The organism is Algoriphagus marinus, from assembly GCF_001936475.1.
Taxonomy (GTDB): Bacteria; Bacteroidota; Bacteroidia; order Cytophagales; family Cyclobacteriaceae; genus Algoriphagus; species Algoriphagus marinus.
Genome location: NZ_MSPQ01000012.1, coordinates 144,544 through 159,527, shown reverse-complemented (window position 1 = coordinate 159,527; position 14,984 = coordinate 144,544). Strand labels below are relative to the sequence as shown.

Below are 14,984 nucleotides of genomic sequence, written 5' to 3'. Positions count from 1 at the left end.
CCCCCCCCCCCACAATCCTTAGTTTATTTGGTATAAGGATGAACTAACAGAATATTTCATCGAATTTAAACTAATTTTATTTTTTTTTACAATTATGAGAAAAGTACAACTAGAAAATAAGGCGGAGTGGGATAATTAATTCTAAATGAATCAAGTTCATTTTTCCAGAAAAGCTAAAACTTAACCATGGAATCTGATCAGTATAAATATTCTAAACAAAAAAACCTGCCTCGTGATCACACGATGACAGGTCTTTGAGTCTTTGTTCTTGGTTCTTGGTTCTTGGTTCTAAAAAACCAGACTGCTTCGCTGCACTCGCAGCGACGATCACTTTAAGATATAGTGGATCCACTCGCAGTTCCTTCATGCGGGGTAAGCAGCTTCAATTTTCCGTCTTTATCTTCTGCCATCAAAATCATCCCTTCGGAGTCGATTCCCATCATCTTTCGCGGAGCAAGATTAATGAGCATCGTCACTTGCTTTCCTATCAGAAACTCCGGCTCGAAATGCTCAGCAACTCCACTTAACACCGTACGATGACCAAGTCCTGTATCGACTTTTAGCTTAATTAACTTCTTAGACTTCGGCATTTTCTCCGCTTCCAGAACAGTAACGACACGCATATCTAATTTGGCAAAATCATCATAGGTGATTAGTTCTTTCATCACAGGTACTTGAGCATTTTCGGCTTCATTCATTTTCTTGGCGTCTAATAGTTTTTGAACTTGTTTTTCTACGGTTTCGTCTTCGATTTTATCAAACAGGAGCCCAAGCTCTCCCAGCACATGTCCGCTGGAAAGCAACTCTGCCGAGCCTGCAGCATCCCAATTCAGTGTTTTCATTCCAAACATTTCGACAAGCTTACCTGCCGTGAAAGGTAAAAACGGTTCTGAAACGATTGCTAGATTAGCAGCAATATTCAGGGCAATATTCAAGATGGTGGCAGTTCGATCAGGGTCGGTTTTGATTGCCTTCCAAGGTTCAGTATCGGCCAGATATTTATTTCCAAGGCGAGCAAGGTCCATCATCAATCCCAAAGCCTCTCTGAAACGATAGCGCTCCAAAGACGCTGCAATTTTCTCCGGGAATTCACTCAATGCTGCAATCACTTCTTCATCATATCCAACCAATTCTCCCCGCACAGGAATTACTCCCTGATAGTACTTATGTGTGAGAACCACCGCACGATTGATGAAATTGCCGTAGATCGCTACGAGTTCTGAGTTATTTCTTGTCTGGAAATCTTTCCAGGTAAAGTCATTGTCTTTCGTCTCTGGCGCATTCGCAGTCAAGACATAGCGGAGCACATCCTGCTTTCCAGGAAATTCTTCCAGATACTCATGAAGCCACACCGCCCAATTTCTCGAAGTGGAAATTTTATCCCCTTCCAAATTCAAAAATTCATTGGCGGGCACGTTATCCGGAAGGATGAATCCTCCATGTGTTTTTAGGATTGCCGGGAAAATAATACAATGGAAAACGATGTTATCTTTTCCGATAAAGTGGACCAGTTTGGTATCCTTATCCTTCCAATAGGGTTCCCAATCTATCCCCTTCTCAGCTGCCCATTCTTTGGTAGAGGAGATGTAGCCAATCGGCGCATCAAACCAAACGTAGAGGACTTTTCCCTCAGCACCATTTACTGGAACCGGAATTCCCCAATCCATATCTCGGGTCATGGATCGAGCTTGCAAGCCATCACCAGCTTCCAGCCAAGATCTGCATTGACCCAGTACATTATTCTTCCAGTCATCTGCATGCTCCTCCAGAATCCACTGCTTTAGGAAGTTGGTGTAGCGGGCCAAATCTAAAAACCAATGTTTGGTTTCCTTCAAAACAGGTGTTCTGCCACTTAATTTTGATTTTGGATTGATCAGGTCTGTAGGACTAAGTGAAGTGCCGCAGCGCTCACACTGATCACCATAAGCACGCTCATTTCCGCATTTTGGACAAGTGCCTTCGATGTATCGATCTGCCAAAAATTGCTCTGCCTCTTCGTCATAATACTGCTCAGTAGTTTGCTCCAAAAATTCACCTTTTTGGTAGAGATCTTTGAAAAGTCCCTGGGCTGTTTCATGATGAATCTTTGCAGAAGTTCTAGAATAATGATCGAAACTGATTCCAAATTCCTCAAAACTCCCTTTCATCATCTCATGATATCGGTCTACGATTTCCTGGGGAGTTTTACCTTCCTTTTTAGCTTTGATCGTGATCGCGACACCATGCTCATCCGAGCCGCAAACGTAGGCTACGTCCCTACCTTTGCTTCGCAAATAGCGAACATAGATATCAGAAGGAATATAGCATCCTGCCAAATGCCCAATATGAAGTGGACCATTGGCATACGGAAGTGCGGATGTGACGGTGTATCGCTTAAAATTCTTAGAACTCATGTTTTATAATTGATTCGTGGCCCTGCCTAAAACAGCGCATGGAAAGTCTGAAATCGGAATAAGCGCAAAGATAGGGAAATCAGCCAAAGGAGGCTTCAGGCATTGACAAATTCGTTTCTCGCCTCTTCGGTCAGGATTCCATTGTAAATAATACTGATTGCCTGATCATAGATCTCCGAAGGACTGAGATTAATTTGCCCGGTGATATCTTCTGGAAATTGGCTAATAAATTTGGGGTCCAAAAGTGACTGTACGGCTGCTGCATAGAGCATCACCATCAGACTGACATTGATTCTGGGATTCACTAATCCCTGATCAACACCCTGCTTGATCAATTTTTGAAAACGGATATAGGCAGACTCATTGATATAAACTCTTAGTTCTTCCCATACCTCAGGAGCATATTCCCTCAGGTCTTCAAACAGCTCAGGATTGATTGGGGCTAAATGGGTAGCAATTACAGTTAGTGTGGACTTTAGCTTGAGAGGAAATGGAATGTATTTATTTTCTAAGATTGCCTCCACTTTTGCTGTCATTTTAGTCTTTAAGATTTCAAATGAAGCAGACAATAATTCCAATTTTCCAGGATAATATTTGTACAGTGTCTTTTTGCTCATCGACAGGGATAGTGCTATATCATCCATAGTGGTATGGCGATAACCTTTTTCCAAAAAAAGTGAATAGGCAGATTCTAAAATACTGCGCTCGTTTGCTGTTTTCTTACTCATCGATTCGGTAACTGAACTCAAAGATAGTCAATGGATCAAGTTCAAAACTATCTTCTCAAAGAAGAATCTCAACTGGATTTGAATTGTTCTTTGGCTTTTCAAAATGTATTTTTACTTCTCAAATTTTTCCAGAAATAGAATGACTCGTACCGAAGCTGAACAAAGAATCGCCCAACTCTCTGAGCAGATCAATCATCACAACTTCCTCTACTACCAGGAAAGCAATCCTGAAATCTCTGATTTTGAATTTGATCAGCTATTGGAAGAGTTGATTCGACTTGAAAATCAGTTCCCTGATTTATTAAAATCAGATAGTCCAAGTCAGCGGGTTGGCGGCACGATCACCAAGAATTTTAAGACCGTGGAGCATAAAACCAAAATGCTTTCCCTAGGAAATACCTATACTATTGAGGAATTAATTGACTTTGACGAACGAGTCGAAAAAGGTCTTGGAAGAAAAGACTTTGAGTACTTCTGCGAAATGAAATTTGATGGCGTGGCGATCAGTCTGGTTTATGAAAACGGTACACTGGCAAGGGCAGTAACAAGGGGGGATGGCTACAAGGGGGATGATGTAACAGAAAATGTGAAAACCATCCGAAATATTCCCCTTACGGTAAAAGGACCTGGAATTCCTGAGAACTTTGAAGTCCGGGGAGAGATTTTTTTATCCCATTCTGAGTTCCAGAAAATCAATCAACAGCGAGAAGAAAACGGTGAGGCATTACTTGCAAACCCAAGGAATGCAGCTTCCGGAACTCTAAAAATGCAAGATTCATCTATCGTCGCAAAACGAAGATTAAATTGCTATTTCTACGAGCTTTTGGGAGTTGACTCAGTCCAAACCCATGAGGAGGCTATTCACCTAATCGAAAAATGGGGTTTCAATGTCTCCCCTACCTACCGTAAGACAAACTCTATTCAGGATGTAATTCAATACATTGAGGATTGGAGAGAAAAGAGATTTACTCTTCCTCTTGACACCGATGGAGTGGTCTTGAAAGTAAACAGCTACAATCAGCGAGAGGAATTGGGCTTCACTGCCAAAAATCCCCGATGGGCAATCGCTTATAAATACAAAGCTGAGAGTGCTGAAACCGAATTACTCTCGATCACTTATCAAGTTGGACGCACTGGGGCAATTACACCTGTTGCGAATCTTTCTCCTGTCAGCTTAGCAGGAACCACCGTGAAGCGTGCTTCGCTTCACAACGCAAATGAAATCGAGCGGTTAGGCCTTTTTGAGGGCGATTTTGTACATGTGGAAAAAGGAGGCGAGATCATCCCAAAAATCACTGGTGTAAATGAATCGCTCCGCAAACCGGAAGCAAAGCCGATTTCCTATATCACGCATTGCCCGGAATGTGGAACTTTGCTTGAACGAAAAGAAAGTGAAGCCAAACACTACTGTCCCAACGCTTCAGAATGCCCACCTCAAATTTTGGGGAGAATCGAGCATTTTGTATCCAAAAGAGCAATGGACATCGACTCCATGGGAACCGAGCGGATCCGTGCATTGATCGATCAGGAATTTATCTCCAACCCTGCAGATATCTATGATCTGGAGGAGAAAAAAGCTGAGCTATTAGGTTTGGAAATGTCTCATGATCAATATGAGTTAGAGGGAGAAGGATTGCTCTATATATCTGTAGAAAAGGCCCTTTTTGCTTTGACCGAACAACTTTCATTCAAGCAAATTCAGGATTTTCTGAGTGAGAATGTAGCACTACCATTAAATGATACCTTGAGAGCATTCCAAGAACAGATTCGGAAATGGAAGAAAAAAGTGCCTTCAAATACTGGAATGGTTGATTATTTAATAGCAAGCCTAAAAGATCACCAACTTCCAAAACTCGAAGACTATGTGCCTGTAGCAGTGGTTCTGGAAATTTTCTTGGGAAGAAAAGTAGATTTCGATACGATTCTTGAAGCAAGCAAAAACGAAGGAACGGTTCATGGGATTTTGCTAAAATTGAATTTGGAGCTATCCGATCAGCTGACCGAACGAATCAAGAAGCTGAAAGCAAATACCTTTCAAGAAGGCGTGGTAAAAAACATCATGGAAGGAATCGCTGCTTCCAAAAAACAACCCTTTGAGAAAGTACTATTTGGAATCGGAATTCGGAATATTGGAGAGAATACCGCTCAACTTCTCGCCAATCACTTTGGAAGTATTGACAAACTAAAAGAGGCGAGCAGCGAGGAATTACTTGAAATTAACGGAATAGGAGAAATCTTAGTCACAAGTATTCATGACTTTTTTGCGCAGCCAGAAAACCTTAAAATCATCGATCGTCTCAAAACTCATGGATTGAATCTTGAAATATCCGAAAAAGAGTCCACCATTCTGGGGAATGCTTTGGCTGGAAAGCGAATTCTAGCCAGCGGAAAACTGAATCATTTTAAACGAGATGAAATCATCGATACCGTGAAAGCGCATGGTGGACAATATATTTCCTCTGTATCCAAAAACCTTGACTTTATAATAGAGGGAGAAGAAATGGGGCCAAGCAAAAAAGAAAAAGCTCAAAAACTTGGAGTGCCGCTGATTTCGGAGGAGGAATTTTTAAAGATGATTAATGGGGACAGCCAATGAAAGATTTTAATTTCATTTTCCGGGTTTAAACCTTTCAATCCCCAATTTTAGGATAAACGGAATTGCATTTGAAATCAGAACCGTATCTTTGAGGCCTCAAACTTTAACCATCCATGAATCAACTCAAAGGTACCGGAGTAGCATTAGTAACCCCATTTAATGAAGACTATTCGATAGATTTTGCTGGCTTGAAACGCCTCATCGATTTTGTCATATTGGGTGGAGCGGATTATTTAGTGGTGCTGGGAACTACAGGTGAAACAGTAACATTGAGTAGCTCAGAAAAAAAGGAAGTCCTGAGGAAGTGCTTAGAGTTTAATGCCAATCGTGTCCCCATCGTGTATGGAATCGGGGGAAATAATACCCATGCTTTGGTAGAAGAAATCAACGCCACAGACTTCGATGGAATCACAGCTATCCTCTCAGTAAGTCCTTATTACAATAAACCTTCACAGGCTGGAATTATTGCACATTTTCAAGCTGTTGCGGATGCTTCGCCTGTTCCCGTGATTCTATATAATATTCCAGGACGTACGATGTCGAATATGGCTGCCGAAACTACGCTGACATTGGCGCAGCATTCCAACATCATTGGCATGAAAGAAGCCAGCGGAAACTTGGAGCAGTGTATGCGGATCGCAGCTGAAATGCCGAAAGACTTTTTATTGATTTCAGGAGATGATTTGATGACCAAGGCTATGCTCAGCATTGGGGGTTCAGGAATTATTTCCGTTTTGGCGAATGCCCTGCCGGAAACTTTCAAAACACTTTGCCACGCAACACATGAAAGCCAATTAAAAGCTGCCTTCTCAATTATCAAACTGAATGAATTGATGTATCAGGAAGGAAATCCGGTTGGAATAAAAAACCTACTAAAGCATCTGGGAATCTGTGGAGATCAAGTACGTCTTCCTATGCTTCGGGCCACCGAAAGCTTGAGCTCCAAGATCAAGGCTGAATTAGATCGGATGAACTAATTATGACTCCAAAATCCATTGTAGAACTCAATCAACTCATTCAAGCGACGCTGGAAAACGAACTTGATCCTGTTTATTGGGTAGTGGGTGAGATCGCGGATTTTAGACAGGCGCCACAAGGTCATGCTTATTTCGAATTGGTTGAGAAGCAGGGAAATCAAGTCCTGGCAAAGATTAAGGCTAATCTTTGGCAATTTACTTACCGAACAGTAGCAGCAAGATTTGAATCCATAACCGGAAGTGGGCTCAAAAATGGGATGAAAGTATTGGCACAGGTTGCCGTGAATTTTCACCCACTTTATGGATTGAGTGTCAATGTGAAAGATATTGACCCCTCTTTTTCCTTGGGAGAGCGAGCCAGAATTCGACAGGAAACAATTGATAGACTTACAGTAGAAGGATTAATCCGACTTAATGCTAGGCATGAATTACCACCCGTAATTCAAAAGATAGCTATTATCAGCAGCCCCACTGCAGCTGGATATGGGGATTTTATCAATCAAATCGAATCGAATCCAGACAATTATAAAATCTATCACAAGCTATATCCGAGCATGATGCAAGGAAATGAAGCGGTGACCAGTTTGATCAATAGTTTAAAATCGATATTTGCAGATTTAGACCAACTGAAGCCTGATGCAGTGGTCATTATTCGTGGCGGTGGTGCACAGCTGGATTTAGATTGTTTTGATGATTACCGCTTAGCCGTTGCGATAGCCAGATTTCCTATTCCGGTCCTGACGGGAATCGGCCATGAGCGAGATCAATCGATTGCCGATCTTACAGCTCACACCCAACTGAAAACACCTACTGCGGTAGCTGAATTTCTTTTGGCAAGCTTTAGAGAATTTGAGGAAAATCTGAATCTTGCGTTAACTCGGTTAGATAGATCCACTCGGTTACAGTTGAAAAATGCTGAAAACAAATTAAATCAACTGAGTCATCAAGTGAAAGCTATGGGAGATAGCCGAATCAAACTTGAATCTGAGAAATTAAAATCAAAAGCTGATCGATTGATTTCATCAAGCAGAAATAAGATCAGGATAGCTGAAAACAATCTGGCTAGTCTTGAAAAATCAATCTTAAAAGGAATGCTTCAGTTCGTCCGAACTCAAGAGCAGGAATTACAATCCAAATCTATCACTCTGAATCAACTCGATCCAAAATCAATTTTCAAACGTGGCTATACAAGATCCGAAGTTGAAGGTCTACCTGTAGATTTGGCCAAATTTAAGGGTGGAGAAAAAATGCTTACCTATTCAGAAAAGCTAAAAATAGAAAGTACCATCACCAAAATAGAATCAAAATGAAAAATCTAAAATACGATGAAGCCATGAATCGGCTGGAGTTGATTCTGAATCAACTTGAAGAAGGGAAAAAGAGTGTGGATGAGCTTTCTGAGCTTGTAAAAGAAGCTTCTGAACTTGTAAAAAGCTGCAAGGCAAAACTCAAGTCCACAGAGGAGGATATTTTAAAAGCTTTTGAAGGGGCGTAATTCACAAAAGCCCAAAATACTAATTTTGACATTTTTCTGTTTAAACTATATCCCGGTAAGGTGCATTGGCATATTTGTTGTCAAATTTGCAATCTAATCCGGTCCTGAATCAAAAATTCATCAGGCTATTTTGATATGTCAACATTAATTAGATTCACATTTACAGTCTTTTTCTTTGGATTAAGCAGCCTTGTTTCTGCCCAAAACTTTTACAAAGAGCGGGTTTCCAGAGATAATATATTTAGCATTGGTGTAGGGCCATCTTTTGCCTACATGGATAATGGCGGTCAGTATCGGGCTGGTAATTTTGAGATTAAGCCCTCTATCTCAGCTTCTTTAATTAAACGCTTGAATACGAGATTTGACCTTCGGGCCACGGCTGGGGTGCAATGGATCTCAAGCGGAGGAAATCCAAGCACTTCTATAACTGACAGTTGGTTTGAAAATTTTTCTTCCTATACAGCAGTAGGTCAAGGTATCTATTTTGACCTGATGCCAAGCATAAATGTCGTCCCATTTGCCAATCACATGAATAGAAGCAGATGGAATCTTTATGGAGGAGTTGGAATCGGAGTGATGAATGTCAGCACCAAGCAGACGAAATCATTTAACGAAAATGAAGTCCCTACCAAAGAGCAGATTACTACAGCCTATATTCCCGTGAGAGCTGGTTTGAGCTACAGGATTGGGCCATATTCAGATATTGCAGGAGAGGGCACTATGTTTTTTACTTTTACTGACAATCTTGATGGCAATGTAGGATTCAATCGATACGGAGATCATTTAGCCCAAGCTCAAATCGTTTATCGAAGATACTTTATTCCAAAAAGTAGAGATTAATCTTATTCAGGAAACCAAAGCAAAACCAACCATAAAAGGTTGGTTTTTTCATTTTTTGATATTCTGATAAAAGAGCGGTAACTTATTTATCAAAGACTTCTATTTAAAATGGGCTTGCAACAAGTTTTTATTTCATATGCCTGGGGAGGAGAAAGCGAACAAGTCGCAAATGAGTTAGAGGCAATCCTAAAATCCAATCAAATCGACTTGATAAGAGATAAAAATGACCTGGGATTCAAAGGATTGATTCGGGAATTTATGAAGCAGATAGGCAAAGGGGATTTTGTGGTTTTGATTATCAGCGACAAATACCTCAAATCTAAAAACTGCATGTTTGAGTTGATGGAAGTTGCCAAGCGGGAATCATTTTTAGACCGGATTTTCCCGATCGTTTTGCCTGATGCTGCTATCTATGATGGCTTGGGAATACTTGGTTACTTAAAATATTGGGATAAAAAATTAAAAGACCTTAATTCCAGTGCTAAAGAGTTAGATAGTCTTGAAAAAAATTAAATACAATTCAAACTGAGATTAATCTTTTTGCAGAGATCAGAACTGCCATTGATGAATTAGCAGGAACACTCAGTAATATGAATACGCTGAGTATTGAAATCATGAGGAGCAAATCTTACCAGCCATTAATTGAAGCTCTTAAATCCTCTGTTTCTGATACAACAGAAACTCCTGCCCCAACTTCGGGCCGAAAAGAAGGGAAAGTCTTGTATCATATTCCAGGAACGATGCAGGTTCTCTCTTGGACTAGGTGTACAGTCAGGCTTGCTTGGGAAGAAATTTTACTGAAAGAAGGGCTAAAGATCCCTGAAGAGGAGCAAGTCATCGAATCTATTCGATTGGGAGAAATCATGCAAGTAAGTTTGAATGAAGGACAATCAGGTAGCAATTTCGAAATTAAAGCTCTAAACAATGAGGAACAGTTTATTCTTAGCGATGACTTTACGGAATGGCTCTTTGACGTCAAACCTTTAGTAGCAGGTGATTTCATTCTAATTTTGAGAGTCACCTTGATTCAAATAATTCTAGGTAAAGAGCGGAAAAAAGACATTGTCCTTGAGCGTAATGTAAAAACAGCAGCTAATATCCCTAAGGCTCTTGCTAAGTTTGAGACTGCTGAAAGTAACTTAAGTCCTCCAAAATTTTCATTTGAATTCTCCGAGTCAGAAGAAGTTAAAATGGAATCTAAAATTGGAGACTTACCTATCCCGAAAAACAATCCTACTTCTTTTTCCAAATCTCCAAGCCATCCAAGCATCTCTCCATCTACCTCTAAACCAGCAAAGGGCAGAAAAAGTATCTTTAAAAAGATATTGCCATATGCAGCTTCACTAGCTGGGATTATTTTGATTGCATTTTTCTTTTTCCCATCCTATGATTCATCTTCTCCAGATTTTGTTTCAGTAGATAATACTAGTTCGCCCGACTCCAATTTTGAGGAAACCAATCCAAATATCAGTATGGAATTCCCCAAGGATCTAGAAAATAATCAAAATGTAATGATTGCTATGAGCCTTGAATCAATTATACCAAGCGGGGAAATTGTGACAGAAGTCGGCATTTTCAAAGTCAGTCCAGAAACACTTGAGGAGCTTTGGCAGGCTGATCTCGGAGATTTTACATTGACATTATTTTCAGATTCCCTTCAAAATACTTCGATTAACCCCGGAGAAGAATTGAATTATGCTGAAATCGTGGATTCCTTAAGCAAAATTAAAACTACCCCATTGATTTATGAAAATCAAATCTTTGAACGAAAGGAACTGAAAAATGCTCCTCAGATTAAAAATCGGATTATCATCGAAAAAAAATGGGACTCCGGCGAGATTCAGAGGATCAAAAGATCCAAGGGGAAAATCCAGGAAAATTAAGTAACAATAAAATTAAGGGTTTGGCTTCAAAATAACCTCTAAGAACTTTCTCGGTAGGTTAATTAACATATTCTGGTAAATCCCCGGAATCCGAATCATGAAATAATCTTTATTTCCTTTTTCTATGACCTCACCAGTCATATTTTGAAGTGGCCCACCGATCACTTTCACTTTTTCGCCAGGTTCTATTTCTGAACCATCGGTTTCAATCGCTACGCCAGTTTCCACGATACGTTTGATCATATCCAACACTTCATCCCTCACTGTAGCATGTGTACCTGCAAAGTGCACAAACTTTACAGCTCCAGGAACTTGAAGACACTCCCAAAGTTCGTTCCTTCGGGTTTTGACAAAAACATAACCATTAAAAAGCGCCTTTTGAACTTTCTTTTTTCTATCTGACCACTGACGTAATTCTTCTACGATTGGCAGGTAAACCTCCACTCCTCTTTCTTTCAATCGCTCAGCAACTTTCTTCTCTGACCTAGAAGCGGTGTACATCACGTACCATTTCAATTCTTCCATCTTCTATTTTTTTCAATTTCCGGAGGACGAAACTACAAAATCTCGCTCCTTTCTCTAAGATTTACAACTTGTAATTAAAACAAAAAACCTTCGAGACATCGTCCCGAAGGTTTCATAAAAAAAACCACCAACCTTAATTCGATTTTGCTCTGAACTGACGGATTCTCATATTAAGCTTGTCCGCCATCAAATACATAACCGGTACAATCACTAACGTAATTAATGTCGCAAAGGTTAAACCAAATATCACTGTCCAAGCCATCGGTCCCCAGAAATTTGCATTATCTCCACCAACATAAAATTGAGGGTCAAAAGAACTTAATAGTGAACCAAAATTGATATTCATACCGATTGCCAGAGGGACTAATCCGAGTACAGTTGTGATCGCAGTTAAAAGCACTGGTCGAAGTCTAGTTTTCCCAGACTCTACTATACTCCCAACAAGATCCGAATAGTTTAGAAATTCATTTTCCTTGATTCCCAACTCATCCCTCTTTCGCTCTCGAACCAGATTAGTGTAATCAATTAATACGATGGCATTGTTCACCACCACTCCCGCTAGAGATATAATTCCTATACCTGTCATGATCACTACGAAATCCATGTTGAACGCAACCAATCCAAGGAAAACACCAATTGTACTTAGAACCACCGATGCCATAATAATAAACGGAGTTGTCACTGAATTGAATTGTGCAACTATGATCAAGAAAATAAGGGAAACGGCAATTCCCAAAGCCCCGATTAGAAACTCCATGGACTTAGCCTGTTCTTCTTGCTCTCCAGTATATTTCACAGCGATTCCATCAGGCACCTCGTAATTACTCATAGCAATTTGAATTTGCTGATTGATTTCAGTAGCGTTATAGCCATCAAGTACATTTGAGAATACGGTTACCGCTTTCTCCAAGTCTTTACGCTTTACCGATCCATAGGTAGATCCATATTGTATATCAGCAACTGCAGAAATAGGAACCTCTCGCTTTGTACCAAACTTATCTCTAAAGCCAATCTTCTTGTTTACCAGTGTATTGATATCATATCTATAATCCTCATCCAATCTCAACTGAATTGGATAATCATCTTCTCCCTCTTTGAATTTAGACACTTCCAGTCCAAACAAGGCAGTTCTAAGATCTTGCGCAATTTGTGAAGTCGAGAGTCCAAATCTTCTTGCCTTTTCCCGATCGATATCCATGATCAGCTCTGGGTTTCCAAGAGACAAATCTGTTTTATATTCCTCTATTCCGGCAATATTCAAATCCTCTAAATATTCCTTTGTTTGATTGACATAAGCGATTAACTGATCGTAGTCTTCTCCTACAAATTCAATATTTACTGCCTTTCCTACTGGAGGACCATCTCTTTGCTTATCCACCGTAATCAAAACTCCAGGATATTGCTCAGCCATATCCCGAATCAATTCCATAGCACCATTTGTATTGATCCCCTGCCGATCTATGTAATCGACGAATCCAATAGTGATTTTAGCTTTATGCGGAGTTGCCTGATTACTAGGCCCTTCAGTAGGATCGCCTGTACCTTCACCTACTTGTGAGATGACGGATTCAATAATATTTTGATAGGGCTCCAATGTAGCCATTACTTCATCTTCCATCTTGTCTACAAACTCATTCGTAGCTTCGATATCTGTACCGATTGGAAATTCCACAAACACATTTACCAACTGAGGCTGATTATCCGGAAAGAAAAGAACCTTTGGAGATCTAATTCCCAACAACACTACCGAAAATACTAGTAAGAGTACAGTTCCACCAAAGAATGCGTAAGGTCTTTTACCTTCCAATGCAAAGGTTAAAGTTGCCCCGTAAAGATTTTCAAGTTTTACCAAGAAAACAGTCTGAAACCAACGAATAGCACCCCGTAGCAAAAACACATTAAACAGCGTGAGTAGGGTTACGATCAAGGACAAAGAACCCATGGCTGTCCAACCCAACAAATAGAGTATGGTCGATAGTATCAAGAAAATACCGGCCACAATGATCGGTTTTTGTTTAGGTTTTACTTTGGTGACATCTTCAACTTTCATGTAAAGTGCAGTCAACACTGGGTTGATGACCAAAGCCACAAAAAGTGAAGAAGAAAGAACGATTATTAGTGTAATCGGTAAGAACTTCATGAATTCACCCACAGTATCCTCCCAGAAAGCCAACGGTAAGAAAGCGGCCAAAGTAGTCGCAGTCGATGTAATAATCGGCCAAGCTACTTCCCCTACACCTTCTTTTGCAGCTTGAATTGCGGACTTACCCTCTGACATTAGACGGTAAATATTTTCTACCACTACAATGCCGTTATCGACAAGCATACCCAAAGCAAGAATTAGAGAGAATAACACCATCAAGTTGAGTGTAATCCCAAAAGCATTGAGAATAAGGAAAGAAATAAACATGGACAAAGGAATCGCTGTACCTACGAAAAGTGCATTCCGGAATCCTAAGAAGAACATCAAAACTAAAACTACCAGAATCACTCCAAAGATGATCGAGTTCTCCAGATCACTCACCTGAGATCTTGTCTTCTTTGACTGATCGTTTGTAATACTGATTTCCAAATCAGGAGGGAATCGATTCGCTTGAGTTTTTTGGATGATTTCTTTGATCTTATCGGATGCATTCAATAAGTTTTCTCCGCTTCGCTTCACCACGTTAATGGTTACTACAGGCAAATTTTTACTTCTAGCGTAACTTGATCTCTCCTTGTAAGTATCATTTATAGTAGCTACATCCCGGAGATAAACGATTTTCTGATTATCCGTTTTTACGATCACATCAAGCAATTCCGAGGGATCTGTGAATTCACCATCAACCCGGAGTGTTCGTCGAAAATCCCCTGACCGAATGTTACCACCTGAAATCGTAACATTCTCTGACTGAATAGCTCCAGAAATATCTCCAAAACTTACCCCAACAGCTTCCATTTTGTAAGGGTCAACATTGATTTGAATTTCTCGCTCTACAGTTCCAGCTAAATCTGCCTTTGAGATTTCAGGTAGTTTTTCAATTTCATCTTCCAAATATTCCCCGAACTTCTTGAGTTCAGCTTCCGAGTAATTACCCGAAATATTCACGTTCATAATAGGAAAATCAGAAGTGTTGATCTCTACCACATTCGGATCCTGATCCAAATCTGTTGGCAGCTCACTCTTGGATTTGTCCACCGCATCTTTCACATCCTGAATCGCTTTTGCGATTTCAACACCTGGATTAAACTCGACTACAATCGAGGAGAAATCCTGAACGGAGGTGGATTTGATATCCTTGACGTTATTGATTGATTTCAGTTCCTTTTCAATCGGTCTGGTGATCAAATTCTCCATGTCCACTGGCGAGTTGCCTGGATAAGGGGTTCCTACGTAGACCGTGGGAATAACGATTTCCGGGAAACTTTCTTTAGGCATCGATCGGTAGGCTCCTAGTCCCAACACACTGATAATCAGGGTAAGGATTACCACTGAGGTGGAATTATCCACACTCAGGCTCGATAGCCCAAATTCTCTGGATTTACTTTTATTTTGATGATCTGCCAT

The 14,984-nt window shown here is 40.3% G+C and carries 11 protein-coding genes; 7 read left to right on the top strand and 4 right to left on the bottom strand.

Going from position 1 to position 14,984, the window contains the following annotated elements:
• Nucleotides 1-332: 332 nt before the first annotated feature.
• Both metG and BVC88_RS17450 read right to left on the bottom strand, forming a co-directional pair.
• The gene (gene metG / locus BVC88_RS17455) at nucleotides 333-2,393 is read right to left on the bottom strand and encodes a methionine--tRNA ligase (protein WP_075352003.1); all 2,061 of its coding nucleotides are present in this window, start codon (nucleotides 2,391-2,393) and stop codon (nucleotides 333-335) included.
• Between the two features lie 95 nt (nucleotides 2,394-2,488).
• Nucleotides 2,489-3,121, bottom strand: coding sequence for a TetR/AcrR family transcriptional regulator (locus BVC88_RS17450; RefSeq protein WP_075352002.1), 633 nt, complete (start codon nucleotides 3,119-3,121; stop codon nucleotides 2,489-2,491).
• A 139-nt stretch (nucleotides 3,122-3,260) separates the two neighbouring features.
• Here BVC88_RS17450 and ligA point away from each other — a divergent pair, with 139 nt between their 5' ends.
• From ligA to BVC88_RS17415, 7 genes are all read left to right on the top strand, one after another.
• A complete protein-coding gene (gene ligA / locus BVC88_RS17445; RefSeq protein ID WP_075352001.1) occupies nucleotides 3,261-5,717 on the top strand; it encodes an NAD-dependent DNA ligase LigA in 2,457 nt (818 codons plus the stop codon).
• Between the two features lie 113 nt (nucleotides 5,718-5,830).
• Nucleotides 5,831-6,694 (top strand): 4-hydroxy-tetrahydrodipicolinate synthase, encoded by an 864-nt coding sequence (gene dapA, locus BVC88_RS17440; RefSeq protein WP_075352000.1) that lies wholly within the window; start codon nucleotides 5,831-5,833, stop codon nucleotides 6,692-6,694.
• A 2-nt stretch (nucleotides 6,695-6,696) separates the two neighbouring features.
• The gene (gene xseA / locus BVC88_RS17435) at nucleotides 6,697-8,004 is read left to right on the top strand and encodes an exodeoxyribonuclease VII large subunit (RefSeq protein ID WP_075351999.1); all 1,308 of its coding nucleotides are present in this window, start codon (nucleotides 6,697-6,699) and stop codon (nucleotides 8,002-8,004) included.
• Entirely contained in the window at nucleotides 8,001-8,189 is a 189-nt protein-coding gene (gene xseB / locus BVC88_RS17430) for an exodeoxyribonuclease VII small subunit (RefSeq protein ID WP_075351998.1), read from the top strand. Before xseA ends, xseB begins: the two co-directional genes overlap by 4 nt.
• A gap of 135 nt (nucleotides 8,190-8,324) precedes the next feature.
• Complete coding sequence (locus BVC88_RS17425) at nucleotides 8,325-9,029, top strand: hypothetical protein (RefSeq protein WP_075351997.1); 705 nt, start codon at nucleotides 8,325-8,327, stop codon at nucleotides 9,027-9,029.
• 108 nt (nucleotides 9,030-9,137) lie between these two features.
• Nucleotides 9,138-9,542 carry a toll/interleukin-1 receptor domain-containing protein gene (locus BVC88_RS17420; RefSeq protein ID WP_075351996.1) on the top strand — a complete coding sequence of 135 codons (405 nt, stop codon included), beginning with the start codon at nucleotides 9,138-9,140 and terminating at the stop codon, nucleotides 9,540-9,542.
• Between the two features lie 77 nt (nucleotides 9,543-9,619).
• On the top strand, nucleotides 9,620-10,912 hold the full coding sequence (locus BVC88_RS17415) for a hypothetical protein (RefSeq protein ID WP_075351995.1): 1,293 nt from the start codon (nucleotides 9,620-9,622) through the stop codon (nucleotides 10,910-10,912).
• 12 nt (nucleotides 10,913-10,924) lie between these two features.
• Here BVC88_RS17415 and BVC88_RS17410 read toward each other — a convergent pair whose 3' ends face one another.
• Nucleotides 10,925-11,437: a UpxY family transcription antiterminator gene (locus BVC88_RS17410; protein ID WP_075351994.1), complete on the bottom strand. Its 513-nt coding sequence runs from the start codon at nucleotides 11,435-11,437 to the stop codon at nucleotides 10,925-10,927.
• Between the two features lie 133 nt (nucleotides 11,438-11,570).
• A complete protein-coding gene (locus BVC88_RS17405) occupies nucleotides 11,571-14,984 on the bottom strand; it encodes an efflux RND transporter permease subunit (protein ID WP_075351993.1) in 3,414 nt (1,137 codons plus the stop codon).

What these genes read in the sequence shown, in the direction of transcription:
- dapA (WP_075352000.1), top strand. Translation starts at nt 5,831, where the DNA reads ATGAATCAACTCAAAGGTACCGGAGTAGCATTAGTAACCCCATTTAAT.
- metG (WP_075352003.1), bottom strand. Translation starts at nt 2,393, where the DNA reads ATGAGTTCTAAGAATTTTAAGCGATACACCGTCACATCCGCACTTCCG.
- ligA (WP_075352001.1), top strand. Translation starts at nt 3,261, where the DNA reads ATGACTCGTACCGAAGCTGAACAAAGAATCGCCCAACTCTCTGAGCAG.
- xseB (WP_075351998.1), top strand. Translation starts at nt 8,001, where the DNA reads ATGAAAAATCTAAAATACGATGAAGCCATGAATCGGCTGGAGTTGATT.
- BVC88_RS17415 (WP_075351995.1), top strand. Translation starts at nt 9,620, where the DNA reads ATGAATACGCTGAGTATTGAAATCATGAGGAGCAAATCTTACCAGCCA.
- BVC88_RS17450 (WP_075352002.1), bottom strand. Translation starts at nt 3,121, where the DNA reads ATGAGTAAGAAAACAGCAAACGAGCGCAGTATTTTAGAATCTGCCTAT.
- xseA (WP_075351999.1), top strand. Translation starts at nt 6,697, where the DNA reads ATGACTCCAAAATCCATTGTAGAACTCAATCAACTCATTCAAGCGACG.
- BVC88_RS17410 (WP_075351994.1), bottom strand. Translation starts at nt 11,437, where the DNA reads ATGGAAGAATTGAAATGGTACGTGATGTACACCGCTTCTAGGTCAGAG.
- BVC88_RS17405 (WP_075351993.1), bottom strand. Translation starts at nt 14,984, where the DNA reads ATGGCAGATCATCAAAATAAAAGTAAATCCAGAGAATTTGGGCTATCG.
- BVC88_RS17420 (WP_075351996.1), top strand. Translation starts at nt 9,138, where the DNA reads ATGGGCTTGCAACAAGTTTTTATTTCATATGCCTGGGGAGGAGAAAGC.
- BVC88_RS17425 (WP_075351997.1), top strand. Translation starts at nt 8,325, where the DNA reads ATGTCAACATTAATTAGATTCACATTTACAGTCTTTTTCTTTGGATTA.